The 21209-nt window shown below is 69.8% G+C and carries 16 protein-coding genes; 12 read left to right on the top strand and 4 right to left on the bottom strand.

Going from position 1 to position 21209, the window contains the following annotated elements; translation table 11 throughout:
- Positions 1-34: 34 nt before the first annotated feature.
- The 4 genes from AC1DMN_RS15575 (at position 35) to AC1DMN_RS15560 (ending at position 6132) form a co-directional block, all read left to right on the top strand.
- On the top strand, positions 35-727 hold the full coding sequence (locus AC1DMN_RS15575) for a GTP pyrophosphokinase (protein ID WP_441977416.1): 693 nt from the start codon (positions 35-37) through the stop codon (positions 725-727).
- A 406-nt stretch (positions 728-1133) separates the two neighbouring features.
- The gene (locus AC1DMN_RS15570) at positions 1134-3509 is read left to right on the top strand and encodes a SpaA isopeptide-forming pilin-related protein (RefSeq protein WP_477384539.1); all 2376 of its coding nucleotides are present in this window, start codon (positions 1134-1136) and stop codon (positions 3507-3509) included.
- 84 nt (positions 3510-3593) lie between these two features.
- Entirely contained in the window at positions 3594-5000 is a 1407-nt protein-coding gene (locus AC1DMN_RS15565) for a SpaH/EbpB family LPXTG-anchored major pilin (protein WP_477384537.1), read from the top strand.
- Between the two features lie 169 nt (positions 5001-5169).
- Entirely contained in the window at positions 5170-6132 is a 963-nt protein-coding gene (locus tag AC1DMN_RS15560; protein WP_441977413.1) for a class C sortase, read from the top strand.
- On the opposite strand, the gene AC1DMN_RS15555 is transcribed toward AC1DMN_RS15560, so the two are convergent.
- Both AC1DMN_RS15555 and AC1DMN_RS15550 read right to left on the bottom strand, forming a co-directional pair.
- On the bottom strand, positions 6101-7315 hold the full coding sequence (locus tag AC1DMN_RS15555; RefSeq protein ID WP_441977412.1) for an amidohydrolase: 1215 nt from the start codon (positions 7313-7315) through the stop codon (positions 6101-6103). The genes AC1DMN_RS15560 and AC1DMN_RS15555 overlap by 32 nt on opposite strands.
- A gap of 43 nt (positions 7316-7358) precedes the next feature.
- Positions 7359-8006: a TetR/AcrR family transcriptional regulator gene (locus AC1DMN_RS15550; protein WP_441977411.1), complete on the bottom strand. Its 648-nt coding sequence runs from the start codon at positions 8004-8006 to the stop codon at positions 7359-7361.
- A gap of 143 nt (positions 8007-8149) precedes the next feature.
- On the opposite strand from AC1DMN_RS15550, the gene AC1DMN_RS15545 reads away from it, so the two are divergent.
- The 7 genes from AC1DMN_RS15545 to AC1DMN_RS15515 all read left to right on the top strand — a co-directional run bounded on the left by AC1DMN_RS15545 (position 8150) and on the right by AC1DMN_RS15515 (position 17399).
- On the top strand, positions 8150-9823 hold the full coding sequence (locus AC1DMN_RS15545) for an ABC transporter substrate-binding protein (protein WP_477384535.1): 1674 nt from the start codon (positions 8150-8152) through the stop codon (positions 9821-9823).
- 154 nt (positions 9824-9977) lie between these two features.
- A complete protein-coding gene (locus AC1DMN_RS15540; RefSeq protein ID WP_441977409.1) occupies positions 9978-10802 on the top strand; it encodes an ABC transporter ATP-binding protein in 825 nt (274 codons plus the stop codon).
- Complete coding sequence (locus AC1DMN_RS15535; RefSeq protein WP_441977408.1) at positions 10799-11611, top strand: ABC transporter ATP-binding protein; 813 nt, start codon at positions 10799-10801, stop codon at positions 11609-11611. Before AC1DMN_RS15540 ends, AC1DMN_RS15535 begins: the two co-directional genes overlap by 4 nt.
- Before the next feature lie 104 nt (positions 11612-11715).
- On the top strand, positions 11716-12711 hold the full coding sequence (locus tag AC1DMN_RS15530; RefSeq protein ID WP_477230349.1) for an ABC transporter permease: 996 nt from the start codon (positions 11716-11718) through the stop codon (positions 12709-12711).
- A 2-nt stretch (positions 12712-12713) separates the two neighbouring features.
- The gene (locus tag AC1DMN_RS15525; RefSeq protein ID WP_477229780.1) at positions 12714-13796 is read left to right on the top strand and encodes an ABC transporter permease; all 1083 of its coding nucleotides are present in this window, start codon (positions 12714-12716) and stop codon (positions 13794-13796) included.
- Complete coding sequence (locus tag AC1DMN_RS15520) at positions 13793-16051, top strand: exo-beta-d-1,3/1,6-glucosidase (protein ID WP_441977406.1); 2259 nt, start codon at positions 13793-13795, stop codon at positions 16049-16051. Before AC1DMN_RS15525 ends, AC1DMN_RS15520 begins: the two co-directional genes overlap by 4 nt.
- 76 nt (positions 16052-16127) lie before the next feature.
- Positions 16128-17399 (top strand): MFS transporter, encoded by a 1272-nt coding sequence (locus tag AC1DMN_RS15515; RefSeq protein WP_441977405.1) that lies wholly within the window; start codon positions 16128-16130, stop codon positions 17397-17399.
- Between the two features lie 194 nt (positions 17400-17593).
- On the opposite strand, the gene AC1DMN_RS15510 is transcribed toward AC1DMN_RS15515, so the two are convergent.
- Positions 17594-19255, bottom strand: a complete 1662-nt coding sequence (locus AC1DMN_RS15510; RefSeq protein WP_477229779.1) for a glycoside hydrolase family 13 protein — start codon at positions 19253-19255, stop codon at positions 17594-17596.
- A gap of 78 nt (positions 19256-19333) precedes the next feature.
- On the bottom strand, positions 19334-20263 hold the full coding sequence (locus AC1DMN_RS15505; protein WP_477229778.1) for an NAD(P)-dependent oxidoreductase: 930 nt from the start codon (positions 20261-20263) through the stop codon (positions 19334-19336).
- A gap of 133 nt (positions 20264-20396) precedes the next feature.
- Between AC1DMN_RS15505 and AC1DMN_RS15500 the strand changes: the two genes are divergently transcribed.
- A complete protein-coding gene (locus AC1DMN_RS15500) occupies positions 20397-21041 on the top strand; it encodes a DUF1345 domain-containing protein (protein ID WP_477229777.1) in 645 nt (214 codons plus the stop codon).
- Positions 21042-21209: the final 168 nt, after the last annotated feature.

Genomic DNA, 21209 nt, shown 5'->3' with positions numbered 1-21209 from the left:
GAGATCCGAACACCTGTTGCGTAGCGTCGCAGGCATGAGCACGGTCCCCCTCGATGACGACGCGCTGAACCAGACCCTGTCCGAGGCGCGAGAGCTGCGAGACGAGTTCCAGCGCTTCCTGCACGAGTACGAGTTCGGGATGCGCGAGATCGAGACGAAGATCTCGATCCTGCGCGACGAGTTCACCCACCATCACTCCTACAACCCGATCGAGCACGTGAAGAGCCGGGTGAAGTCGCCCGACAGCATCGTCGAGAAGGTGGCCCGACGGGGGATCGAGCCCGACTTCGACACGATCCGCGAGCACATCACCGACATTGCGGGCGTGCGCGTGACCTGCAGCTTCGTCGCCGACGTGTACCGCCTGTTCGATCTGCTCACCGCGCAGGACGACATCACCGTGCGCATCGTGAAGGACTACATCGCGACGCCGAAGGCCAACGGCTACCGCAGTCTGCATGCGATCCTCGAGGTGCCGGTGTTCCTCTCCTCCGGCCCGATCATGGTGCCCGTCGAGGTGCAGTTCCGCACGATCGCGATGGACTTCTGGGCGAGCCTGGAGCACAAGATCCACTACAAGTTCCAGGGCCAGGTGCCCGCCCGCCTCGTCGACGACCTGACCGCGGCGGCCGACGCCGCGAGCGAGCTCGACGAGCGCATGGAGCGGCTGCACCATGAGGCGCACGCCCCTCTCGCCGCGCTCCCGCCGGTGCGCGTCGACGTCTGAGATGTCCGGCAGGAGAACCCCCGGTCGCGGCTGAAATCGATTGCCCGCTCACTCGGGCAGGCGCCTGGCATGCCGGTGCGAAGCGCCGCGTCAGGCCACGGCTGCGTCAGCGGGCGTTGCGACGTGCCATCCAGGGGCGATTTTGTGAATCCCCCGAACGTGTCGTAGCGTTTCGAGAAGACTCACCGTTCACGCGCAGTCATATATCCAACCCTGGGGTCGGATGCGGGCGTGGAGGGTGTCGAAGGTCGTCAGGGGATTGGCGGCCGTAGGGGACTCACGGGAAATGGGTTCCCGACAGCGGGCCAGGGGATGGTCCGATGGGGAGGAGAGAGCCGAGCGATCGGCTCTCGTGAAGGACGATCCGCGGGGAGCGGACGGCCTTCTTCTGTGGCTGGGGAGCACAATGAAGCTTGGGGACCACTTTGCGCGCGCCGTCGTGGCGCTGGGGGCGAGCATCGCGCTGGCATTCGTCGCAACGCCCGCCGCGCAGGCCGCACCCGCCTCGCTCTCGCTGAGCGGCTCGCCGGCGACGAACTCGGTGCACTCTGCCGCGCTGGGCCCGCTGGCGGCGCGCACCGCACCGGCGACCAGCGCTGGCCTGGTCTGCGCGACCGGAACCTTCTACGCGCTGTCGGGCACCGGCCAACTGCAGCGCGTCGCGAACGGCGCCGTCACGTCAGTCGGCACGCCGGCCGTCGGGGTCTCGTCGTTCAACGGTCTCGGCATCGGCGCGAACGGCTCCACCGCGGTCGCGTACGAGCGCACCAACAACAACCGCACCGCGACCATCTGGTACTTCGACGGATCCACGTGGAAGCCCACGGGGGACAGCTACACCACGTCCGCATCGCTCATCGCGGGTGCGATCGACCTGAAGACGGGTGACTACTTCTTCGGCGGATTCGCGTCCGGCAGCTTCTACATCTACAAGTACGTGCTGAGCACCGGCGCCTTCTCGCTCGTCGGCACGATCGACACCTCGGCCGCGGGCGGCACCAACGGCGACATGGCCTTCGACGCGAACGGCAACCTGTACGTGGTCGGCAGCGCGTCCACGACGACCGTCTACTCCGTCACCGCCGCCGCGCTCGCCACGGGCACCGGCGGGCAGCTCGCGTCGTCGCCGTCGTTCTCCTTCACACCGGCCGGGTTCTCCAGCATCAACGGCATGGCGTTCAACACGACCGGGTCGATGTACCTCGGCAACGCCTCGACCGTCCGTGAGTACAACGCGTCGACTGGCGCCCAGATCGGCGGCGACGTCACCAACAGCCTCTCCAGCACGGATCTGGCGAGCTGCAATTCGCCCGCGAACCTCACGGTCAAGAAGAATGTTGTCGCCCGCGCCCACGTCGGCGACCAGTTCCGCCTGTCCGTCAAGAGCGGTACGACCGAGTCCGCGACCGCGACGACGACCGGCGCCGCCACCGGGATCCAGACCGCGCAGATCGGCCCGCTGCCGGTGATCCAGAACAACGCCTACACGGTGTCCGAGGCGATCGCCGCCGGATCGCCCGGCACGCTCTCCGACTACGCGAGCTCGCTCGCCTGCGTCGACGACCTCGGTGCGACCGTGCCGACCAACGCCGCCGGCCAGCTCACGATCCCGAACCGCTCGGGCGCCAGCGTCGTCTGCACCATCACGAACGCGCCGCTGCTGGCGACCGTTGCGGCGCACAAGACCGTGCTCGACATCGCCGGCAACAACCCGGGGCCGGGTGCCGGCTGGACCCTCGGCGCGGCGACCACCGCGACCACCGGGACCGCCACCTCGACGCCGTCCGCGTCCACGCAGACGACCCCGGCTTCGGGCGATGTGAACTGGACCGTCGCGTTCGACAAGACGACCTCGCGGGYGACCGTGCGGGTCTCCGAGACGCAGAAGAGCGGATGGGACTTCGTCAGCGGCAGCTGCACGGTCACCTCGCTCGGCGGCGCGCAGCGCTCCGTGACTCTGCCCGGCGCCGCCGGTGCGGACGTCACCGGCGTGGCTCCCGGTGACGCGGTCGCCTGCACCCTCACGAACAAGCCCTCCGCGGCGAACCTGACCCTCAAGAAGCAGGTCGACAACACCTACGGCGGCACGTCCACGATCTCCGATTGGACGCTCACCGCGACGGGCACGCAGACGATCACCGGCAAGACCGGCGACGCGAGCGTGACGGGCGCGATCGTGGCCCCCGGGACCTACGCGCTCTCCGAGAGCGGCAGCCCCGCGGGCTACGCCGCGGGTGCGTGGACCTGCACCGGCGCGACCGTGAGCGGGTCCTCCGTCATCATCGCGGCGAACGCGAAGGCGGTCTGCACGATCACCAATGCGAGCAAGCCCGGATCCGTCGTCTGGACCAAGACGTCCAAGGCGACCGGCGGCCAGCTTGCCGGATCCGAGTGGACGCTCACCGGCCCCGGCCTGCCCGCCCAGGGACTCGTCGTCAAGGACTGCACCGCAGCTCCCTGCACCGGCCCCGACCTCGACCCGGCACCCGGCGCCTTCCGCCTCGGCAAGCTCGTCTGGGGGACCTACTCGGCGAAGGAGACGCTGGCTCCCGCCGGCTACATCGCGGCCGGATCGTTCACCTTCACGGTGAGCGCGGCCAACGCCGGCACGACGCTCGACATCGGCGCCCAGCCGAACGAGCAGCAGCCCGGCGCGGTGCTCCCGCTGACCGGCGGCATCGGAAGCGACGCATTCCTCCTCGCGGGCGGCGCGATCGTGTTCGCCGCACTCGCGCTCCTCGGATTCCTCCGCCTGCGCCGCACCGCGCGCCGCACCTCCTGACCCCTCACCCACCTCAACCGACAGCACGACAACTGTCGGCCGACGGGTGTCGGTCGACGAACCACAAAGAAAGCAGGAACGGAAATGACCAGCAGGTCTCTCGGGCTGCGCAAGCTTGCAGCCGGGCTCGGAGTCGCGGCTCTCGCCGCCCTCGGCGCCCTCGCGGTGTCGCCGGCCGCCAACGCCGCCGACACCCTGAGCCCGTCGAACATCACGGGCACCACGGGCACCCTCACCATCCACAAGCACGCCGGTGACCCCGGCGCCGCGGGTGACGGCACCCAGATCACCGACCCGGCGAAGATCGCCGCGCTCGGTCAGGGTCTGCAGGGCGTTCAGTTCAGCGTCCAGCGCGTGAGCGCGAACGGCACCCCGATCGACCTCACCACCGCTGCCGGCTGGGACCAGGCGAAGACCGCGACGCCCGCGAACGTGTCGTCGGCGCCGTTCTCGCTCGGCACCGGCACCACCGCGACCACCGATGCCTCCGGCCAGGCCGTGGTGTCGAACCTGCCGTACGGCCTGTACCTGGTGACGGAGACCAGCCCCGGCGCGAACCCCATCGTCTCGCCGGTGCAGCCGTTCCTGGTGTCCGTGCCGTACCCGAACCAGGGCACCTGGCTCTACAACGTGCACGTCTACCCGAAGAACAAGCTGAACAACACGCAGCCGACCAAGACCGTCGCCGACCCGAAGGCGCCGGTGCTGGGCTCGCAGATCGTGTGGACGGTCAACGCCCCGATCCCCGCCCTGGCCGCCGGTGACACCTACCGCAGCTTCTCGATCACCGACACCCTCGACCCGCGCCTGACCTACGTCGGCGCCGTGGTCAAGGTCGACGGCACCACSCTSACCGAGGGCACGGACTACACCGTCTCCGGCAACRCCGTGATCACGTTCACCGSGACCGGCCTCGGCAAGCTCGYAGGCAAGACCGCGGTGACCGCGGACATCACCACGACGGTGACCTCGCTCGGTGCCGACGGCCAGATCCTGAACACGGCCGTCGTCAACACCAACGGCTCCGACCGCACCACCAACACGCCGCAGACCAACTGGGGTCCGCTGAAGGTCGTCAAGCAGGACGGCAACACGAAGAACACGCTGCAGGGCGCGATCTTCGAGGTCTACGATGCCAAGAACGGCACCAAGGTCGCCGGTCCCGTCACCACCGACGCCAACGGCCAGATCCTGGTCGACGGTCTGTGGGTCGGAAACAACGACGTGAAGAGCAAGGACTACTGGCTCAAGGAGGTCCAGGCCCCGGCCGGCTACGTGCTCCCCGCCGACCCGTGGACCCAGGTCACCGTGACCGCCAACGGTCAGGCCAGCCCGACCAGCATCACCATCTCCAACACCCAGCAGTTCGGCCCGAACCTGCCGCTGACCGGTGGTGCGGGCAGCACGCTGTTCGCCGTCATCGGCGGCCTGCTCGTCGTGGCCGGCATCAGCGCGATCCTGGTGCGCCGCGTGCGCGCCCGTCGCCACTGATGATCCGACGTCCGTGAGCGATCCCGTCGAGGATCGCTGACGGACCCGAGGAGGGCAGGGGGCCCCAGAACCCCTGCCCTCCTCTTCTCTTTCCCGCCCTGCCCGGCGCCTGCCGGCATCCGGAGCCGGGATCCCTTCACCCCGCACATCCAGACCGAGAGGAGCCGTCGTGACACAGACCGTGCCGCTGCGCCGTCGCGACGTGAGGCCCGCACCCCGCCCGCGATGGCGGATGCCCTGGGCGACGGCCATCCTTGCGGCTGTCGCCTTCGTCGGCGTCCTCGTGCTGATGTACCCGACGGTGGCGAGCTGGTGGTCGCAGTACAACCAGTCGCAGTTGATCGTGAAGGTCGACTCCGAGGTCGGAGGATCCGCAGCCGATGCGCGACAGCAGGCGCTCGATCAGGCGACGGCGTACAACAGGGCACTGGTCGGCGGGGCGCTCCTCGCACCAGGATCCCGCATCCCCACGAGCACCGCGGCTGCGCCCGGTTTCGACTACTCCCGCATGCTCAGGGCGGATGCGGATGGAGTCATGGCCCGGCTGCGCATCCCCACGATCGGCGTGGACCTGCCGATCTATCACGGCACCTCCGACACCACCCTCACCAAGGGTGTCGGACACCTCGAGGGCACGTCCCTCCCCATCGGCGGCGTCGACCAGCATTCGGTGCTCACGGCCCACCGCGGTCTCGCCGGTGCGACCCTGTTCGACAACCTCGACCAGCTGAAGATCGGCGACACGTTCACCGTCGAGGTGTTCGGCGAGGTGCTGACCTATCGGGTGCGCGACACCAAGGTCGTTCTGCCCGAGGAGACGAAGGCGCTGAGTGCGCAGCCGGGGGAGGACCTCGTCACCCTCGTGACCTGCACCCCGCTCGGCATCAACACGCACCGGATCCTGGTCACGGGCGAGCGCGTGACGCCGACTCCGCAGAAGGACCTGGACGCCGCCGGTGCGGCGCCGGACATCCCGGGCTTCCCCTGGTGGACGGTCGTGATCGGTGCGGCGTTCCTCGTGCTGGCCGGCGTCGTCACGGCCGCAGGGCGCCCCCGTCGTGAGGCTCCGCGCGAGGCGGACGCCCCCGTCGTGCCGCCCGTCAGCCTAGGAACTCGCGCGCCGCGACGGTGAGGGCCTTGACGCCGACCTCGATCGTGGGGTGGATCTCCACGGCGAAGTACGGGGAGTGGTTCGTGGCGATCTCGCTGTCGACGGTGCCCTGCGCGACGGCCGCGGCGTAGCGGGCCGGAGCGATGCCGCCCCAGAACCAGAACACCAGCGGCACGCCGGCGTCCCGGGCGAACCACGACACGTCCTCGCTGCCGGTGAAGAGGCCGGGATCGATCACGTTCTCCTCGCCGAACGCGGCGCGGAAGGCCGCGGTCGCGCGCTCGGTCGCCGCGTCGTCGTTGATCGTGGCGGGCAGCGTATGCAGCGTCTCGATCGTCGGATCCTGCGTCGCCCCGCTCGCCATCGCCTCGGCCTTGATCACGCGCTCGACCTTGGCCAGCACCCTGGTGCGCAGCGCGTCGTCGGGGTAGCGCAGGCTGAGGTCGAGCGTGGCCTCGGCGGGGATGATGTTGTTCTTGGTGCCGGCGTGGATGGCGCCCACCGTGACCACGGCGAGGTCGTGCGGGTCCACCTCGCGCGAGACCACGGTCTGCAGGCGCATCACGGTGGCGGCGGCCATGACGACGGGGTCGATCGTGGAATGCGGACGCGAGCCGTGTCCGCCGCGGCCGTGCAGCACCACGTGCAGGCCGTCGGACGCCGACATCTGGGGTCCTGGGCGCACGCCGATCACGCCGGCCGGGAACGGGGTCACGTGCTGGCCGATGACGACATCGGGCCGCGGGAAGCGGTCCAGGGCGCCGTCGTCGAGCATCGCGCGAGCTCCGGCGCCGAACTCCTCCGCGGGCTGGATCACGACGACCAGGGTGCCCGACCACTCGTCCCTGGTGCGGACGAGCTCCTCCACCGCGCCGATCATCGCGGTCACGTGCATGTCGTGGCCGCACGCGTGCATGATGCCGACCTCGTGGCCCTCGGCGTCGACGCCCTTGGCGGTGCTGGCGTAGGGCAGCCCCGACTCCTCGACGACGGGCAGCGCATCCATGTCGGCGCGCGCCCACACGACAGGGCCCTCGCCGTTGCGGAGCACTCCGATGACGCCGGTGCGCCCGACGCCCTCGGTGACCTCCAGTCCCAGGTCGCGCAGGTGCCCGGCGGCGATGCCGGCGGTGCGCACCTCCTGGAACGAGAGCTCGGGGTTGCGGTGCAGGTCGATGAAGAGCGCTTCGAGGTCGATCGTCATGGCCCCGAGCCTACGCGGATCCCGGTGCCGACCGGATCCGCGATCAGCGTCCCGCGTAGGTCTCCAGCGCGGGCCCGGGGTGCAGCACGCCGTTCACGATCGCCCGGATCGCGAAGGAGCTGGTCTCGGCGAGCCCGACGGCGGAGGGATCCAGCAGCCATTGCAGCTGCAGGCCGTCCATGACCGCGAGGATCGACGCCGAGGCCTTGCCGATCGCGGCGGTGTCCGTCACGCCCTCCTGCGTGCACAGCTCGCGGAACGCCGCGGACACCTCGGTGCGGAGCTTCTCGTAGCGGTGCTCGAAGAAGCCGCGCGCGGGATGGCCGTCCGTCACCGACTCGTTGGACAGCACGGTGTAGGTCTGCACGATGCCCGGACGGTGCTCGTTCGCGAACGCCGTCTTCACCAGGTGCAGGAACAGCTCGGGGCCGTCGGGGATGTGCTGATCGGCGAGCTGGGCGACATCGCTCTTGTCCCGGTAGTCGAGCACTTCGAGCAGGAGCTTCTGCTTCGACCCGAAATGGTGCAGCACCCCGGCGTGCGTCATGCCGACCTGCTCGGCGATGTCGGCGAGGGTGCCGTTGGTGGATCCTTTCGCGCCGAAGATCTCGATCGCCGCGTCCAGGATCTCGGTGCGCTTGCGCTCGGTCTCGGGCCGCGATTTCACGCGCGCCGACGTCGTCGTGACCATTTCGTCCCCTTCGCCGCTTGTCATCCAGCTTACTCGTCGGTAACCTCACTTCTACTTACTTTCTCGCTAGTAAGTAAAGTTCCCCGGAAGCGAGACCCCGCACCAGGTGGGCGCACGATGGCCGTGCCCCAGAAGGAGAAGCAATGAGGCTCACCAAGACCCTGCTCGTCGTCTCGGCGATCGCGGCCCTCAGCGCCGTCGCGCTGACCGGCTGCTCGTCGGGCTCCACCGCCGGCGCGTCCGGCGGCGGCTCGCTCACCGTCGCCAAGCCGGACGGCGCCGCGATCCTGTCGACCCAGACCAACAACCCGTTCATCTCCACCGGCTCGGGGATGTCGCTCGGATACGACCGGATGATCTACGAGCCCCTCGCGATCGTGAACCCCGTCGGCAAGAACGAGACGACGCCGTGGCTGGCCTCCAAAGTGGAGTGGAACGCCGACTACACCCAGCTCACCGTCACTCCGCGCGCCGACGTGAAGTGGAGCGACGGCAAGCCGTTCACCGCCGACGACATCGTCTTCACGTACACGATGATCAAGAACACGCCGGCCCTCGACCTGGCCGGCCTCAAGCTCGCCGACGTCAAGAAGGACGGCGGGAACGTGGTGCTCTCCTTCAGCGAGTCGAAGTTCGTGAAGCAGGGCGACGTGCTGCAGGTCGCCATCGTCCCCGAGCACCAGTGGAAGGGGATCTCCGACCCGTCGAAGGACCCGGTCAAGGACGCGGTCGGCACCGGCCCGTACACGATCAAGAGCTTCTCCTCGCAGGGCGTGGTGCTGAAGGCGCGCACCGATTACTGGGGCGGCAAGGTGCCGGTCGGCCAGCTCAAGTACCTCGAGTACAACGACAACACGGGACTCCTGCGCGCGCTGCAGAGCAAGGAGGCCGACTGGGCGCAGATCTTCATCACCGACTATCAGAAGAACTACGTCGACAAGGATCCGAAGCACAACGTGTTCTGGGGCGCGAACGTGCTGAGCCCCGACATGRTCSTGGTCAACACSACSAAGGCGCCGTTCAACGACSYSGCSTTCCGCAAGGCCGTGAACATGGTCRTCGACCGCAAGGCGCACGCAGAAAAGGCGCGCAGCAACGCCGGCCCCGAGCTCACCAGCGTCACCGGCATCCCGCAGCCCACGGGCGACCAGTACATCGCGCCCGAGTACAAGGACAAGACCTTCTCGATCGACGTCGACGGCGCCAAGAAGGTGCTCACCGGCGCGGGCTACACCTGGAAGGACGGCGCGCTGATCGATCCCTCCGGCAACCCCGTCTCGTTCACGCTGCAGGATCCGCAGGGCTGGAACGACTACGTCACCGGGATCCAGCTCGTGGCGACGCAGATCAAGAGCACGCTGGGCGCGGACGCCAAGGTGGCTACGCCGGACGCCGACACCTGGTTCACGAACATGGCGACCGGGAACTTCGACGCGGCGCTGCACTGGTCGGGCTCCGGCTCCAACCCGTGGCACATCTATGACGACGTCATGAACGGGGCGTACCTGGAGCAGGCCGCCGACGGCAAGGTCTCGGACAACTTCGGCCGCTACAACAACCCGGAGGCGACCGCGCTGCTCAAGCAGTACGCGCAGGCCTCCGACGACGCCACCCGCACCGAAGCGCTCAACAAGATCCAGAAGATCTTCGTCGAGGACGTCCCCGCCATCCCGATCGGCACGCACCCGCAGCTGGGCGAGTACAACACCCGCACCTTCACGGGCTGGCCGAGCGAGAAGGACCAGTACGCCACCGCCGACCCGACGCAGCCCTCCGCCGTCCAGGTCATCATGAAGCTGAAGCCGGCCGGCAAGTAGCACTGATCGGTCGTTGAGCGACACTTCGACTCGCTGCGCTCGCTCAGTGCGGGTCTCCGCGAGACGAAACGTCGTGACGTTCTTCGAGAACGGCACCGCGTTTCGTCTCGCCTGCGGCTCGCTCAACGACCGGCGTCCCCACACGAGGAACCTCATGACAGACACCCTTCTCTCCGTGCGCGACTTCTCGGTCGTGTACGACGTGGATCCGCCCGTCCGAGCGGTGAAGAACGTCACGATCGACATCCGCCGCGGTGAGATCGTCGGTCTCGCCGGCGAGAGCGGCAGTGGCAAGACCACGCTCGCGTACGGCGTGCAGCGGCTGCTCAAGCCGCCGGCTGTGATCACCGGCGGCAGCGTGGTCTTCCACGACGCCGACGGCACGGACGTCGACCTGCACGCCCTCGACACCGAGCAGATGCGCCGGTTCCGCTGGGACAAGGTGTCGATGGTGTTCCAGGGCGCGATGAACGCCCTGAACCCCGTGGCGACGATCGGCGCGCAGCTCGACGACGTGTTCCGTGTGCACCGCCCAGGCATGAGCCGCGCGCAGCGTCGTGCGGAGGTGATCGACCTGCTCGAGATCGTGAAGGTCGGCGGCCAGCGGATCCGGTCCTACCCGCACGAGCTGTCCGGAGGCATGCGTCAGCGCGTGATGATCGCGATGGCGCTCGCCTTGCGGCCGCAGCTCATGGTCATGGACGAGCCCACCACCGCGCTCGACGTGCTGGTGCAGCGCGAGATCCTGAAGCAGATCTCCCAGCTGCGCCACGAGTTCGGCTTCTCGGTCGTTTTCATCACCCACGACCTGCCGCTGCTGCTGGAGATCAGCGACCGCATCGCGGTGATGCGCGAGGGCGAGATCGTCGAGCTCGCCGACGCCGAGCGGCTGTGGACGGATCCGCAGCACGAGTACACGCGCGATCTGCTGCGCTCGTTCCCGCGCCTGACCGGCGAGCGGGGGGTGGTGGTGCGATGACCACGCTCGAGTTCCGCGGCGTCACGAAGATCTACAACGTCCGCGGTTCCGGCCAGTTGAAGGCCCTGGACGACGTCAGCTTCACCCTGAACTCCCGCCAGACGATCGGACTGGTCGGCCAGTCCGGCAGCGGCAAGTCCACGATCGCCAAGATCCTCACCCAGCTCGAGACCCCCACGCACGGAGACGTGCTGCTCGACGGGGCGCCGATCCCGCGGCGGGGCAAGGGCCTGCGCACCTACCGGCAGCAGCTGCGCATGGTGTTCCAGGATCCGTTCGCCTCGCTGAACCCGTACCACTCGATCCGCCATCACGTGGAGCGCCCGCTGCGCCTGGACCGCGTCGTCCCGCGCGACCAGGTCGACGCCGAGGTGCGCCGCCTGCTCGAGCGGGTGCGGCTGGATCCGGACGCCGTGATGGAGCGGCGCCCGCACGAGCTCTCCGGCGGTCAGCGCCAGCGCGTCGCCATCGCTCGGGCGCTCGCCTCGCGGCCCGCGCTGCTCGTCGCCGACGAGCCGGTGTCGATGCTGGACGTGTCGATCCGCCTCGGAGTGCTCAACCTTCTCGCCGATCTGCAGCGCGAGGAGGGGCTCGGCGTGCTCTACATCACCCACGACCTGGCGACCGCGCGCCACTTCAGCGACGAGATCATGGTGCTCAACCAGGGCAGGGTCGTGGAGCGCGGGCCCGCGGACGACGTCATCCTGCGCCCTCGCGACCCGTACACGCGGGAGCTGCGCGCCGCGTCGCCCGATCCGGAGGAGTTCTTCCGCCGCCGGGCGGCACAGACCACGGGAGGTGCGCGATGAGCGCCGACACGTCCGCACCCGCGACCCAGGCGTCGCCCGCCGCACCCGAGCCGGTGGATCCGACGCTCGTCGGCACCACCGCGACCCGGGCCGAGCGAGGCCGCATGCGCGTGCCCTGGCGCTTCATCGGCGGCAGGGCGGCCTTCTACCTGTTCACGGCCTGGGCCGCGATCACCATCAACTTCTTCATCCCGCGACTGATGAAGGGGGATGCGGTGGACGCCTACATGGCGCGCAGCCAGGGCCAGCTCACCCCCGACGCCGAGAAGGCACTGCGCCTCATGTTCGGCCTGGACCACTCGGTGCCGCTGTGGCAGCAGTACCTCGACTACTGGGGCATGCTGCTGCGCGGCGACCTCGGCGTCTCCATCTCGACAGGCATGGCCCCGGTCGGGGACGCGATCGCGGCCGCGCTGCCCTGGACCCTGGGGCTGGTCGGATTCGCCACGATCGTCTCCTTCCTGGTCGGCACCGTGCTGGGCGCCGTGATCGGATGGCGGCGCGGCGGCCGGCTGGACGTGCTCGTGCCGGTGACGACGTTCCTCGGCACGATCCCCTACTTCTGGCTCGGCCTGATCTTCATCGCCGCGTTCTCGTCGGTGCTGGGCTGGTTCCCCGCCGGGCACGCCTACGAGGTCGGCGTGGATCCGGGCTGGAACGCCGAGTTCGTCGGGCAGGTGCTCTCGCACGCCGCGCTGCCGGTGATCACGATCGTGATCGCCTCGCTCGGCGGCTGGGTGCTCGGGATGCGCAACATGATGCTCACCGTGCTGGACGAGGACTACATCACCGTCGCCCAGGCCAAGGGCATGCCGAACCGACGCGTGCTCTGGCGCTACGCGGCGCGCAACGCGGTGCTGCCGCAGATCCAGAGCTTCGCCCTGTCGCTCGGCTTCATCGTCGGCGGCACAATCGTCATGGAGATGGTGTTCTCCTATCCCGGCATCGGGTTGCTGCTGCTCGGCGCGACCAACGCGAAGGACTACGCGCTCATGCAGGGCATCTTCCTGGTGCTCGTGATGGCAGTGCTCGTCGCGAACATCATCGCCGACATCGCCTACGCCATCCTCGACCCGCGCACCCGGCAGACGGAGGCCTGATCATGTCGATTCCCGTTCCCCCCGAGGTCGCGCAGCCGGCCGCCGGCGCGCCCGAGACCGCGGCTCTGCTCACCGCCGAGCGGCGTCCCGCGCCCCGGCGCACCTTCTGGACCCAGCTCAAGGCGTCGCTGGCGATGTTCGGCAACCGCAAGTCCGCCGCGGGCCTGATCATCCTCGGCGTGTTCACGCTCGTGGCGGTCGTCGCGCCGTGGATCGCGCCGTACAGCCCGACCGCGCAGCACCTCGACGCGACGCTGCAGCCGCCGTCCTGGCAGCACCTGCTCGGCACGACGCACATCGGCGAGGACGTGTTCAGCCAGCTCGTCTACGGCACGCGCGGCGTGCTCGTGGTCGGCTTCCTCGCGACGATCATGGCGACCGTGGTGGCGATCCTGGTCGGCGTGACCGCCGGCTATCTGCGCGGCTGGAAGAGCGAGTCGCTGTCCGCGCTGTCGAACGTGTTCCTCGTGCTCCCGGGGTTGCCGCTGATGATCATCATCGCCTCGCAATTCCAGGATCCGCCGCTGTGGATCATCGCCGCGGTGCTGGGACTGACCGGCTGGGCGTGGGGAGCGCGGGTGCTGCGGGCGCAGACGATGTCACTGCGCAACCGAGACTTCATCCAGGCGGCGCGCGCGAACGGCGAGCCGCTGCACCGGATCATCCTGGTCGAGATGCTGCCGAACCTCATGGCGATCATCGCGTCGAGCTTCGTCGGCACCATGACCGCCGCGGTGCTCGGCCTCACGACCCTCGCCTTCATCGGCGTCATCCCGGTATCGAACCTGAACTGGGGGACCATCTTGTTCTGGGCCCAGCAGAACAGCGCCTTCCCCGACTACTGGTGGTGGTACGTGCCGGCGGGCCTCTGCATCGCGCTGCTCGGCGTCGCGCTCGCACTGATCAACTTCGGCATCGACGAGTATGTGAACCCGCGGCTGCGTTCCGCCGGAGAGCGGGCCCGCGCCCTGAAGAAGCGCGGCATCGATGCGAACGCCGCCGTGACCGCGGTGCGCACGACCGCATCCCCGACCTCCTTCCCCGCGGCCCGAGCAGCCGCCGACCCAGAGAGCACCACCGCATGAGCGACGCCCTGCCCTTCCGCGACCCCCGACTCAGCACCGCCGCGCGTGTGGCGGATCTCCTCAGCCGGATGTCGGTGGAGGAGAAGGCGGGTCAGATGCTGCAGCTGGATGCGCGCGACGATCTGCACGATCACGTGCTGCGACGCCATGCCGGGTCGATCCTGCACACCTCGCCCGAGCGGATCCTGGAGGCGAACCGGCTGACGGCCGAGACGCGGTTGCGAATCCCCCTGCTGGTCGGGGAGGACTGCATCCACGGCCACTCGTTCTGGGAGGGCGCGACCATCTATCCGACGCAGCTGGGGATGGCCGCGACCTGGGATCCGGCCCTGGTGGAGCAGGTGGCGCGGGCGACGGCGGTGGAGGTCTCGGCGACCGGGATCCACTGGACGTTCTCCCCGGTGCTGTGCATCGCGCGGGACCTGCGCTGGGGGAGGGTGGGCGAAACGTTCGGCGAGGATCCGTTCCTGATCGGCGAGCTCGCGAGCGCGATGGTCCGCGGTTATCAGGGGGCGGGGCTTTCGGATCCGACGGCGATCCTGGCGACGGCGAAGCACTTCGCGGGGTACTCGGAGACCCAGGGCGGGCGGGATGCGTCCGAGGCGGACATCTCGCGCCGCAAGCTCCGGTCCTGGTTCCTGCCGCCGTTCGAGCGGGTCGCCAGGGAGGGGTGCCGGACGTTCATGCTCGGGTACCAGAGCATGGACGGGGTGCCGATCACCGTCAATGACTGGCTGCTGTCGGACGTGCTGCGCGGCGAGTGGGGGTACACGGGCACGCTCATCACGGACTGGGACAACGTCGGCCGGATGGTGTGGGAGCAGAAGGTGCAGCCCGACCACGCGCACGCCGCCGCGGCCGCGGTGCGCGCCGGGAACGACATGGTGATGACCACGCCGGGCTTCTACGAGGGTGCTCTCGAGGCCGTGCAGAACGGCATGCTCGCACCCGACGCCTTCGATGCCGCCGTCGCGCGGATCCTGACCCTGAAGTTCGACCTCGGACTCTTCGAGGATCCCCGCCTGCCCGCGCAGAACCTCGGCGCCGTCATCGGCGCTGCCGCGCACGCCGACCTCAACCTCGAGGTGGCCCGCCGCTCTCTCGTGCTGCTGGAGAACGACGGGGTACTGCCTCTGATCCCTGCGACCGCGGCCGCGGCCGCGGCGGCGGATCCGGTCCGCGTCGCCGTGATCGGCCCTCTCGCCGACGACGCGCAGACGCAGCTCGGCGACTGGGCCGGCGGATCCGGCCAGGCGGGCTGGCTCGACGGCCAGCCGCGGGAGATGATCACCACCGTGCTCGACGGTCTCCGTGCCGTCGACGGCCTTGCCGTGCGGTACGCGCAGGGCGCCGATATCCTCACGCTCGCGGAGGACCCGCTCGGCGCGACCTTCCCGGACGGGCAGCCCCGACCGGCGGTGGTGGCGCCGGCCGCGCCTGATCCGGACCTCCTCGCCGAGGCGGTGCAGGCTGCGGAGGCCGCGGACGTCGTGGTGGCGGTGGTCGGGGATCGGATCGAGCTCGTCGGCGAGGGACGCTCCACCGCGACCCTGGAGCTCGTGGGCGGCCAGAACGCCCTGCTGGACGCGCTGATCGCGACGGGCACGCCCGTGGTGGTCGTGCTCCTCGCCTCCAAGCCGCTCGTGCTGCCCGCCTCGACGGCGAAGGCCGCCGCCGTGCTCTGGGCCGCGAACCCCGGCATGCGAGGCGGCACGGCGATCGCCGAGCTCATCACCGGCGCCATCGAGCCGTCCGGGCGCCTGCCGATCTCCTTCGCCCGGCACGCCGGGCAGCAGCCGACGTACTACAACCAGATCCGCGGTCAGCACGGCACGCGCTACGCCGACCTCACCCAGGCGCCTGCCTGGGCGTTCGGCGACGGGCTCTCGTTCACGACCGTGGAGTACTCCGCACTCGAGCTGATGTCGTCGACGCTCGGTGCGGACGACACGATCGTCGCCGACGTCACCGTGGCCAACACCGGATCCCGTCCGGTGCGCGAGACGGTGCAGGTGTACGTGCGCGACGTCGTCACGAGCGCGAGCTGGACCGACAAGGAGCTCAAGGCGTATCGCCAGGTGCAGCTCGCGCCGGGGGAGTCCGCCCGGGTGCGGCTGGAACTGCCGGTCGCCGACTGCACGATCGTCGACGCCGCGGGGATCCGCCGGGTCGAGCCCGGCGCCTTCGAGCTGCTGGTGGGGCCCTCGTCGCGCGACGAGACGCTGCTGGCAGCCGCGTTCGAGGTGGTGCCCTGACGGCGCATCCGACGATTCGTCCGGAATCCTCACAAAAAGGGAGCGCGGAGCGGATCCGCTCTGATTGGATGACCTGGTGCGAACGACTGCTGACGACACCGGCTTCCGGCCCGGAGCGCTGATCTGGCTCGCCGTCGCGACCTTCTCGATGGGGATCGACGGCTACGTGCTGGCGGGTCTGCTGCCTCAGATCGCGACCGATCTCGACGTGGACGCGGCCGCCGCCGGTCAGCTCATGAGCGTGTTCGCGGCGACCGGCGCGATCGCCGGGCCCGTGCTCGGCGCACTCACCGGGCGGTGGGAGCGCAAGGCGACGATCGTGCTGTCCCTCGGCGTCTTCGTGCTCGGCAACCTGATGGTGGGGCTCGCACCGACCTACTTCTGGGCGATGAGCGGCCGGGTGATCTCCGCGCTCGGCGGTGCGCTGCTGAACGCCGTGATCGGCTCCTACGTCATCGCGCGCACTCCCGAGCAGTACCGTGGCCGCGCACTCTCGCTCGTGATGGGCGGGTTCCTGTTCGCGACCGCCCTCGGCGTGCCCGTCGGGCTGGTGATCGGACAGACCGACTGGCGGATCCCGCTGTTCCTCGTGGTCGGCGTCGGGGCCGCCGCGCTCGTGGGGATCCTCATCAAGGTGCAACCGCTGCATCTGCCGCCGCTGTCGCTGCGCCAGGCGCTGAGCCCTCTTACGCGCCCGGCGATCCTGGCCGTGCTGCTGGTGCCGATGGGCCTCATGTGCGCGAGCTATCTCTGCTTCACCTACGCCACGCTCATCCTGGGTCCGCGGATCGGCGAGGGGTACCCGATCATCGGCGCGCTGTTCGGCTACGGCATCGTGAGCCTGGTCGGCAACATCGTCTCCGGGCGCGTGACCGACCGCCGGGGTCCGGTCGCCGTGCTCACCGTCATCGTCGCCACCGTACTCGCCGCCGCGCTGCTCGGCTGGGCGGGGCTCATGCTGCCCGGCATCGCCGGCGCCGTCGCCGGGCTCGCCTGGTTCCTGGTCTGCGCGTTCTTCAACGGCGGATCCGGTGTGGCGGCGCAGACCAGGCTCGCCACGATGGTGCCGCCGGCGGTCGCCGCCCTCGTGCTCGCACTCAACAACAGCGCCATGATGCTGGGCAGCGCGCTGGGCAGCGCGCTCGGCGGACTCGCGCTCGCCGAGGGCGCCGTGCCGGATCAGCTCCTGCTGCTGTCGGGCATCGTGCTCGCGGTGACGCTCGGGGTGCAGCTCATCACGGCGGTGGCGCACCGGCGCCGCTCCCGCGTGCTCGTCGAGGTCGGCCCGATCGGCTCGGGGCCGGTCGGCCCCGCCGAGCCGCCGATGGGCGCGGTCGAGCCCGCCTGAGGGTGCAGGTCTGCGGCGCCGTGACCGAGGCCGGGAGCGCGCATCCGCGAGACTGCAACTGAGTCGCGAGACTGCGCGACAATCGTGCAGTCTCGCAACAGGGTTGCAGTCTCGCGGTCGGGAACGGCCCGGGGCCGGCTCCGGAGTCGGCCACAGGGGCGTGCCATAAGGGCGGTCCGCCGCAAGGAGCGGGCTCAGCCGATCGTGTACCAGGCCGCCGCGTTCGGCGGCAGCACGGTCCCGGAGCCCGGTGCGCTGTGCACCACGACCGCGGCACCCGCGGGGAGCGGCAGGGGTGCCTCGCCGAGGTTCGCCACGACGTGCAGGTCGCCGCGCCGGAACGCGACCGCGTCGGATCCGAGGTCCTCCCACACGAGGGATCCGGATCCGAGCCCGCGCTCATTGCGCAGTCCGAGCAGCGTCTTGTACAGCTCCAGCGTGGAGCCGTCATCGCCCTCCTCGGCGGCGCGCGCGTGCTCCGCCCACTCCGCCGGCTGCGGCAGCCACGAAGCGCCGGTGTCGTTGAAGCCGTACGACGGTGCGGTGCCGCTCCACGGCAGCGGCACCCGGCAGCCGTCGCGCCCGTAGCGCTCGCCGCTCGTGCGGAACCAGGTCGGATCCTGCCGGAACTCGTCGGGGATCTCCATGGCCTCCGGCAGGCCCAGCTCCTCGCCCTGGTACAGGTAGGCGGATCCGGGCAGCGACAGCATCACCGTGCTCGCGGCGCGGGCACGGGCGAGTCCGACCGCGCGGCCGGGCTTGGGCTCGTCCCGCGGACCGATGCCGTCGCCCTGCGGGTTGTCCCATGTGAGCGCCAGGCGCGAGGCGTGGCGCACCACGTCGTGGTTGGACAGCACCCAGGTGCTCGGCGCGCCGACCGCGCCGAACGCGTCGAGGGAGTCGCGGATCACGGTGCGCAGCTCGTCGGCGTTCCACGGCGTCATCAGGTAGTTGAAGTTGAACGCCTGGTTCATCTCATCGGGGCGCACCCAGAGCGCGATCTGCTCGAGCGTGGGCATCCATGCCTCGGCGCACAGGGCGCGGTCGCCGTCGTAGGCGGCGAGCACATCGTGCCAGTCGCGGTAGATCTCGTGCACGCCGGGCTGGCCCCAGTACGGCACGTCCTCCTGGTCGCCGCCCATGGAGTCGGCGCCCTCGTCGGGCGTGTAGTCGGGCAGCCCCGCCTTCTTGATCATGCCGTGCGCGACATCCACCCGGAAGCCGTCGACACCGCGGTCGAGCCAGAACCGCAGCACGCCGCGGAACTCCTCGCGCACCTCCTCGTTCGTCCAGTCGAAGTCGGGCTGGCTGGTGTCGAAGATGTGCAGGTACCACTGGCCGGGGGTGCCGTCGGCCTCGGTCACGCGGGTCCACATGCCGCCGCCGAACACGCTCTGCCAGTTGTTGGGCGGCAGCTCGCCGTGCTCGCCCTTGCCGTCGCGGAAGATGTAGCGGGCGCGCTCGGGGCTGCCCGGGGCGGCCTTCAGCGCCTCCTGGAACCAGCGGTGCTGGTCGGASGAGTGGTTCGGCACGAGGTCGACGATCACGCGGATGCTGCGGGCGTGCGCTGCGGCGAGCATCGCGTCGAAGTCCTCGAGCGTGCCGAACAGCGGATCCACTCCGCGGTAGTCCGAGACGTCGTAGCCCGCATCTTTCTGCGGACTCGGCATGAACGGGCTCAGCCAGATCGCGTCGACGCCGAGCTCCTGCAGCGCATCCAGCCGGGAGGTGATACCGGGCAGATCGCCGATGCCGTCGCCGTTCGCGTCGGCGAAGGAGCGCGGGTAGATCTGATAGATGACGGCGGTGCGCCACCACTCGGATCCGGGGGCGGACTGCTGCTCGATCTCGGCCATGCGATCAGGGTACCGGGAGGGCGGCGGATCCCGGAAACGCGCGGATCGAATCGGTTCGAGCGGGAGTGTGCCGCCATGTCACCGGGGGATGAGGTTCGCCGGCTCCTCGCCGGCGAGCATGCGGTCGATCTGGGTGCGCACCAGCGCAGCGATACGCGGGTTCATCGCGGTCGAGGCACCGCCGACGTGCGGGGTGAACAGCACGCCGGGGGTGGTCCACAGTGGGTGGCCCTCGGGCAGCGGCTCCGGATCCATGACGTCCAGGGCTGCGCGAATCCGGCCGTTCTCGGCGACCAGGGCGTCCGTGTCGACGAGTGTGCCGCGGCCGACGTTGACGAGCAGCGCTCCGTCGGCCATACGTGCCAGCATGTCCGCGTCGAACAGCTGGTGCGTGGCGGATCCGCCCGGCAGCGACAGGATGACGATCTCCGCGTCGGGCAGGAGCGCGGGCAGGTCGGCGAGCGCGTGCACGGCGATCTCGCCGACGCCCTCGACATGCTCGGTGCGGGCGGTCTGCGCGACCGCGGTGATCGAGGTCTCGAACCCGGCGAGACGTCGGGCCACGGCCTTTCCGACGCCGCCGATGCCGACCAGCAGCACGCGGCGATCCGCGAGGCTCGAGGTGAACGCCCGGTCCCACACACCCGCGTCCTGGGCGCGCACGAACCGCGGCAGCTCGCGCTGCGCCGCGAGGGTCAGCGCGAGGGCGAGCTCGGCGGTCGCCGGCTCGTGCACGCTGGCGGCGTTCGCGAACGGCACGCCCGCGGGCACCTTGTCGATCACGGCCTCGTAGCCGATCATCTGCCCCTGCACGAGGCCCACCTCGACGCCGTCCAGCGCGGAGAAACGCTGCCGGCCGAGGTACGACGGCACGACGATGTCGATCCGAGGCGCGGGTGGGGGTGCGGTCATGTCCCAGACCTGGACCTCCACGCCGTCGGGCAGCGGGCCCTGGGCGGCGATGTCAGCGGCGAGTTCGGCGGTGGGGACGGTCACGAGCAGGCTCACCCCTCGAGCGTAGGCCCGACCGTGCGCCTCGGCAGACCAGTCGACCGTGCGTGGAGTACGAGGGATTCGAGCCAGCCTGCGCGGGCCATATCCTGACAGCACGTCGTCCATGGAGGAGATCGGAGCGAGGACTGTGAATAGCACCGGCACGTCGCCTGCGCTTGCGGGCGCTGCGACGCGGCTCGCGCTGTCCGTGGCGATCGGCCTCGTGATCGGCATCGCATTCGGCGCGCTGACCGATCCCGGCCTCGGGCTTCTGCTCGGGGTGGTGGCCACCGAGGCGCTCTTCGTGGTGATCGGCTGGATCCTGCTCTGGCGCATGGACTCCGCCGCGACAGCGAGCACCTCGCAGCGGGACGCCGCGCATGCGCGGACGGACGAGATCGCTGTGGTGGGATTTGCGATCGCCGGGCTGATCAGCATCGTGGTGCTGCTGCTGTTCGGCAGTGGCTCTGCGCACGCGCTGAAGTCGCTGCTTGCGTTCCTCGGCGCGTTCCTCGCCTGGGCGAGCCTGCATCTGATGTACGCGAGCCGTTACGCCCGGGTCTTCTTCGCGGAGAACGGCGGCATCGACTTCAACAACAGCGCGACGCCGTCGTTCCAGGACTTCTTCTATTTCAGCTACAACCTCGGCATGACTTACCAGGTCTCCGATACCACGGTCTCAAGCCGCGCGATCCGCGCCGTCGTGCTCCGGCACACCATGCTGTCGTACTTGTTCGGGACCGTGATCCTCGCCACCACCATCAACTTGGTGGTTTCTGCGTTCTCGGGATGAGCGTCGCGGTTCCGCCCTCGTCGTCGACGGCGGCGGCATCGCCTGAGCCCCGGCGCCTGGGTCTGGGCGCCTGGGCGCCCCGGGCACCCCGGTGCTCCAGTGCGCCCAGGTGCGCCCGTGCGCCCAGGTGCGCGTTTCCCTCCCCGTGTCGTCTTTCCCTCCCCGTGC

The sequence above is a fragment of the Microbacterium sp. 01T413_2 genome, from assembly GCF_056398985.1.
The sequence above is the reverse complement of the archived record's forward strand: the minus strand, read 5'-3'. Positions and strand labels throughout refer to the sequence as shown.

Excerpts from the sequence above, each read along its gene's own strand:
- AC1DMN_RS15540 (WP_441977409.1), top strand. The coding sequence starts at position 9,978 with ATGACAGACACCCTTCTCTCCGTGCGCGACTTCTCGGTCGTGTACGAC.
- AC1DMN_RS15550 (WP_441977411.1), bottom strand. The coding sequence starts at position 8,006 with ATGGTCACGACGACGTCGGCGCGCGTGAAATCGCGGCCCGAGACCGAG.
- AC1DMN_RS15525 (WP_477229780.1), top strand. The coding sequence starts at position 12,714 with ATGTCGATTCCCGTTCCCCCCGAGGTCGCGCAGCCGGCCGCCGGCGCG.
- AC1DMN_RS15530 (WP_477230349.1), top strand. The coding sequence starts at position 11,716 with ATGCGCGTGCCCTGGCGCTTCATCGGCGGCAGGGCGGCCTTCTACCTG.
- AC1DMN_RS15535 (WP_441977408.1), top strand. The coding sequence starts at position 10,799 with ATGACCACGCTCGAGTTCCGCGGCGTCACGAAGATCTACAACGTCCGC.
- AC1DMN_RS15555 (WP_441977412.1), bottom strand. The coding sequence starts at position 7,315 with ATGACGATCGACCTCGAAGCGCTCTTCATCGACCTGCACCGCAACCCC.
- AC1DMN_RS15575 (WP_441977416.1), top strand. The coding sequence starts at position 35 with ATGAGCACGGTCCCCCTCGATGACGACGCGCTGAACCAGACCCTGTCC.
- AC1DMN_RS15520 (WP_441977406.1), top strand. The coding sequence starts at position 13,793 with ATGAGCGACGCCCTGCCCTTCCGCGACCCCCGACTCAGCACCGCCGCG.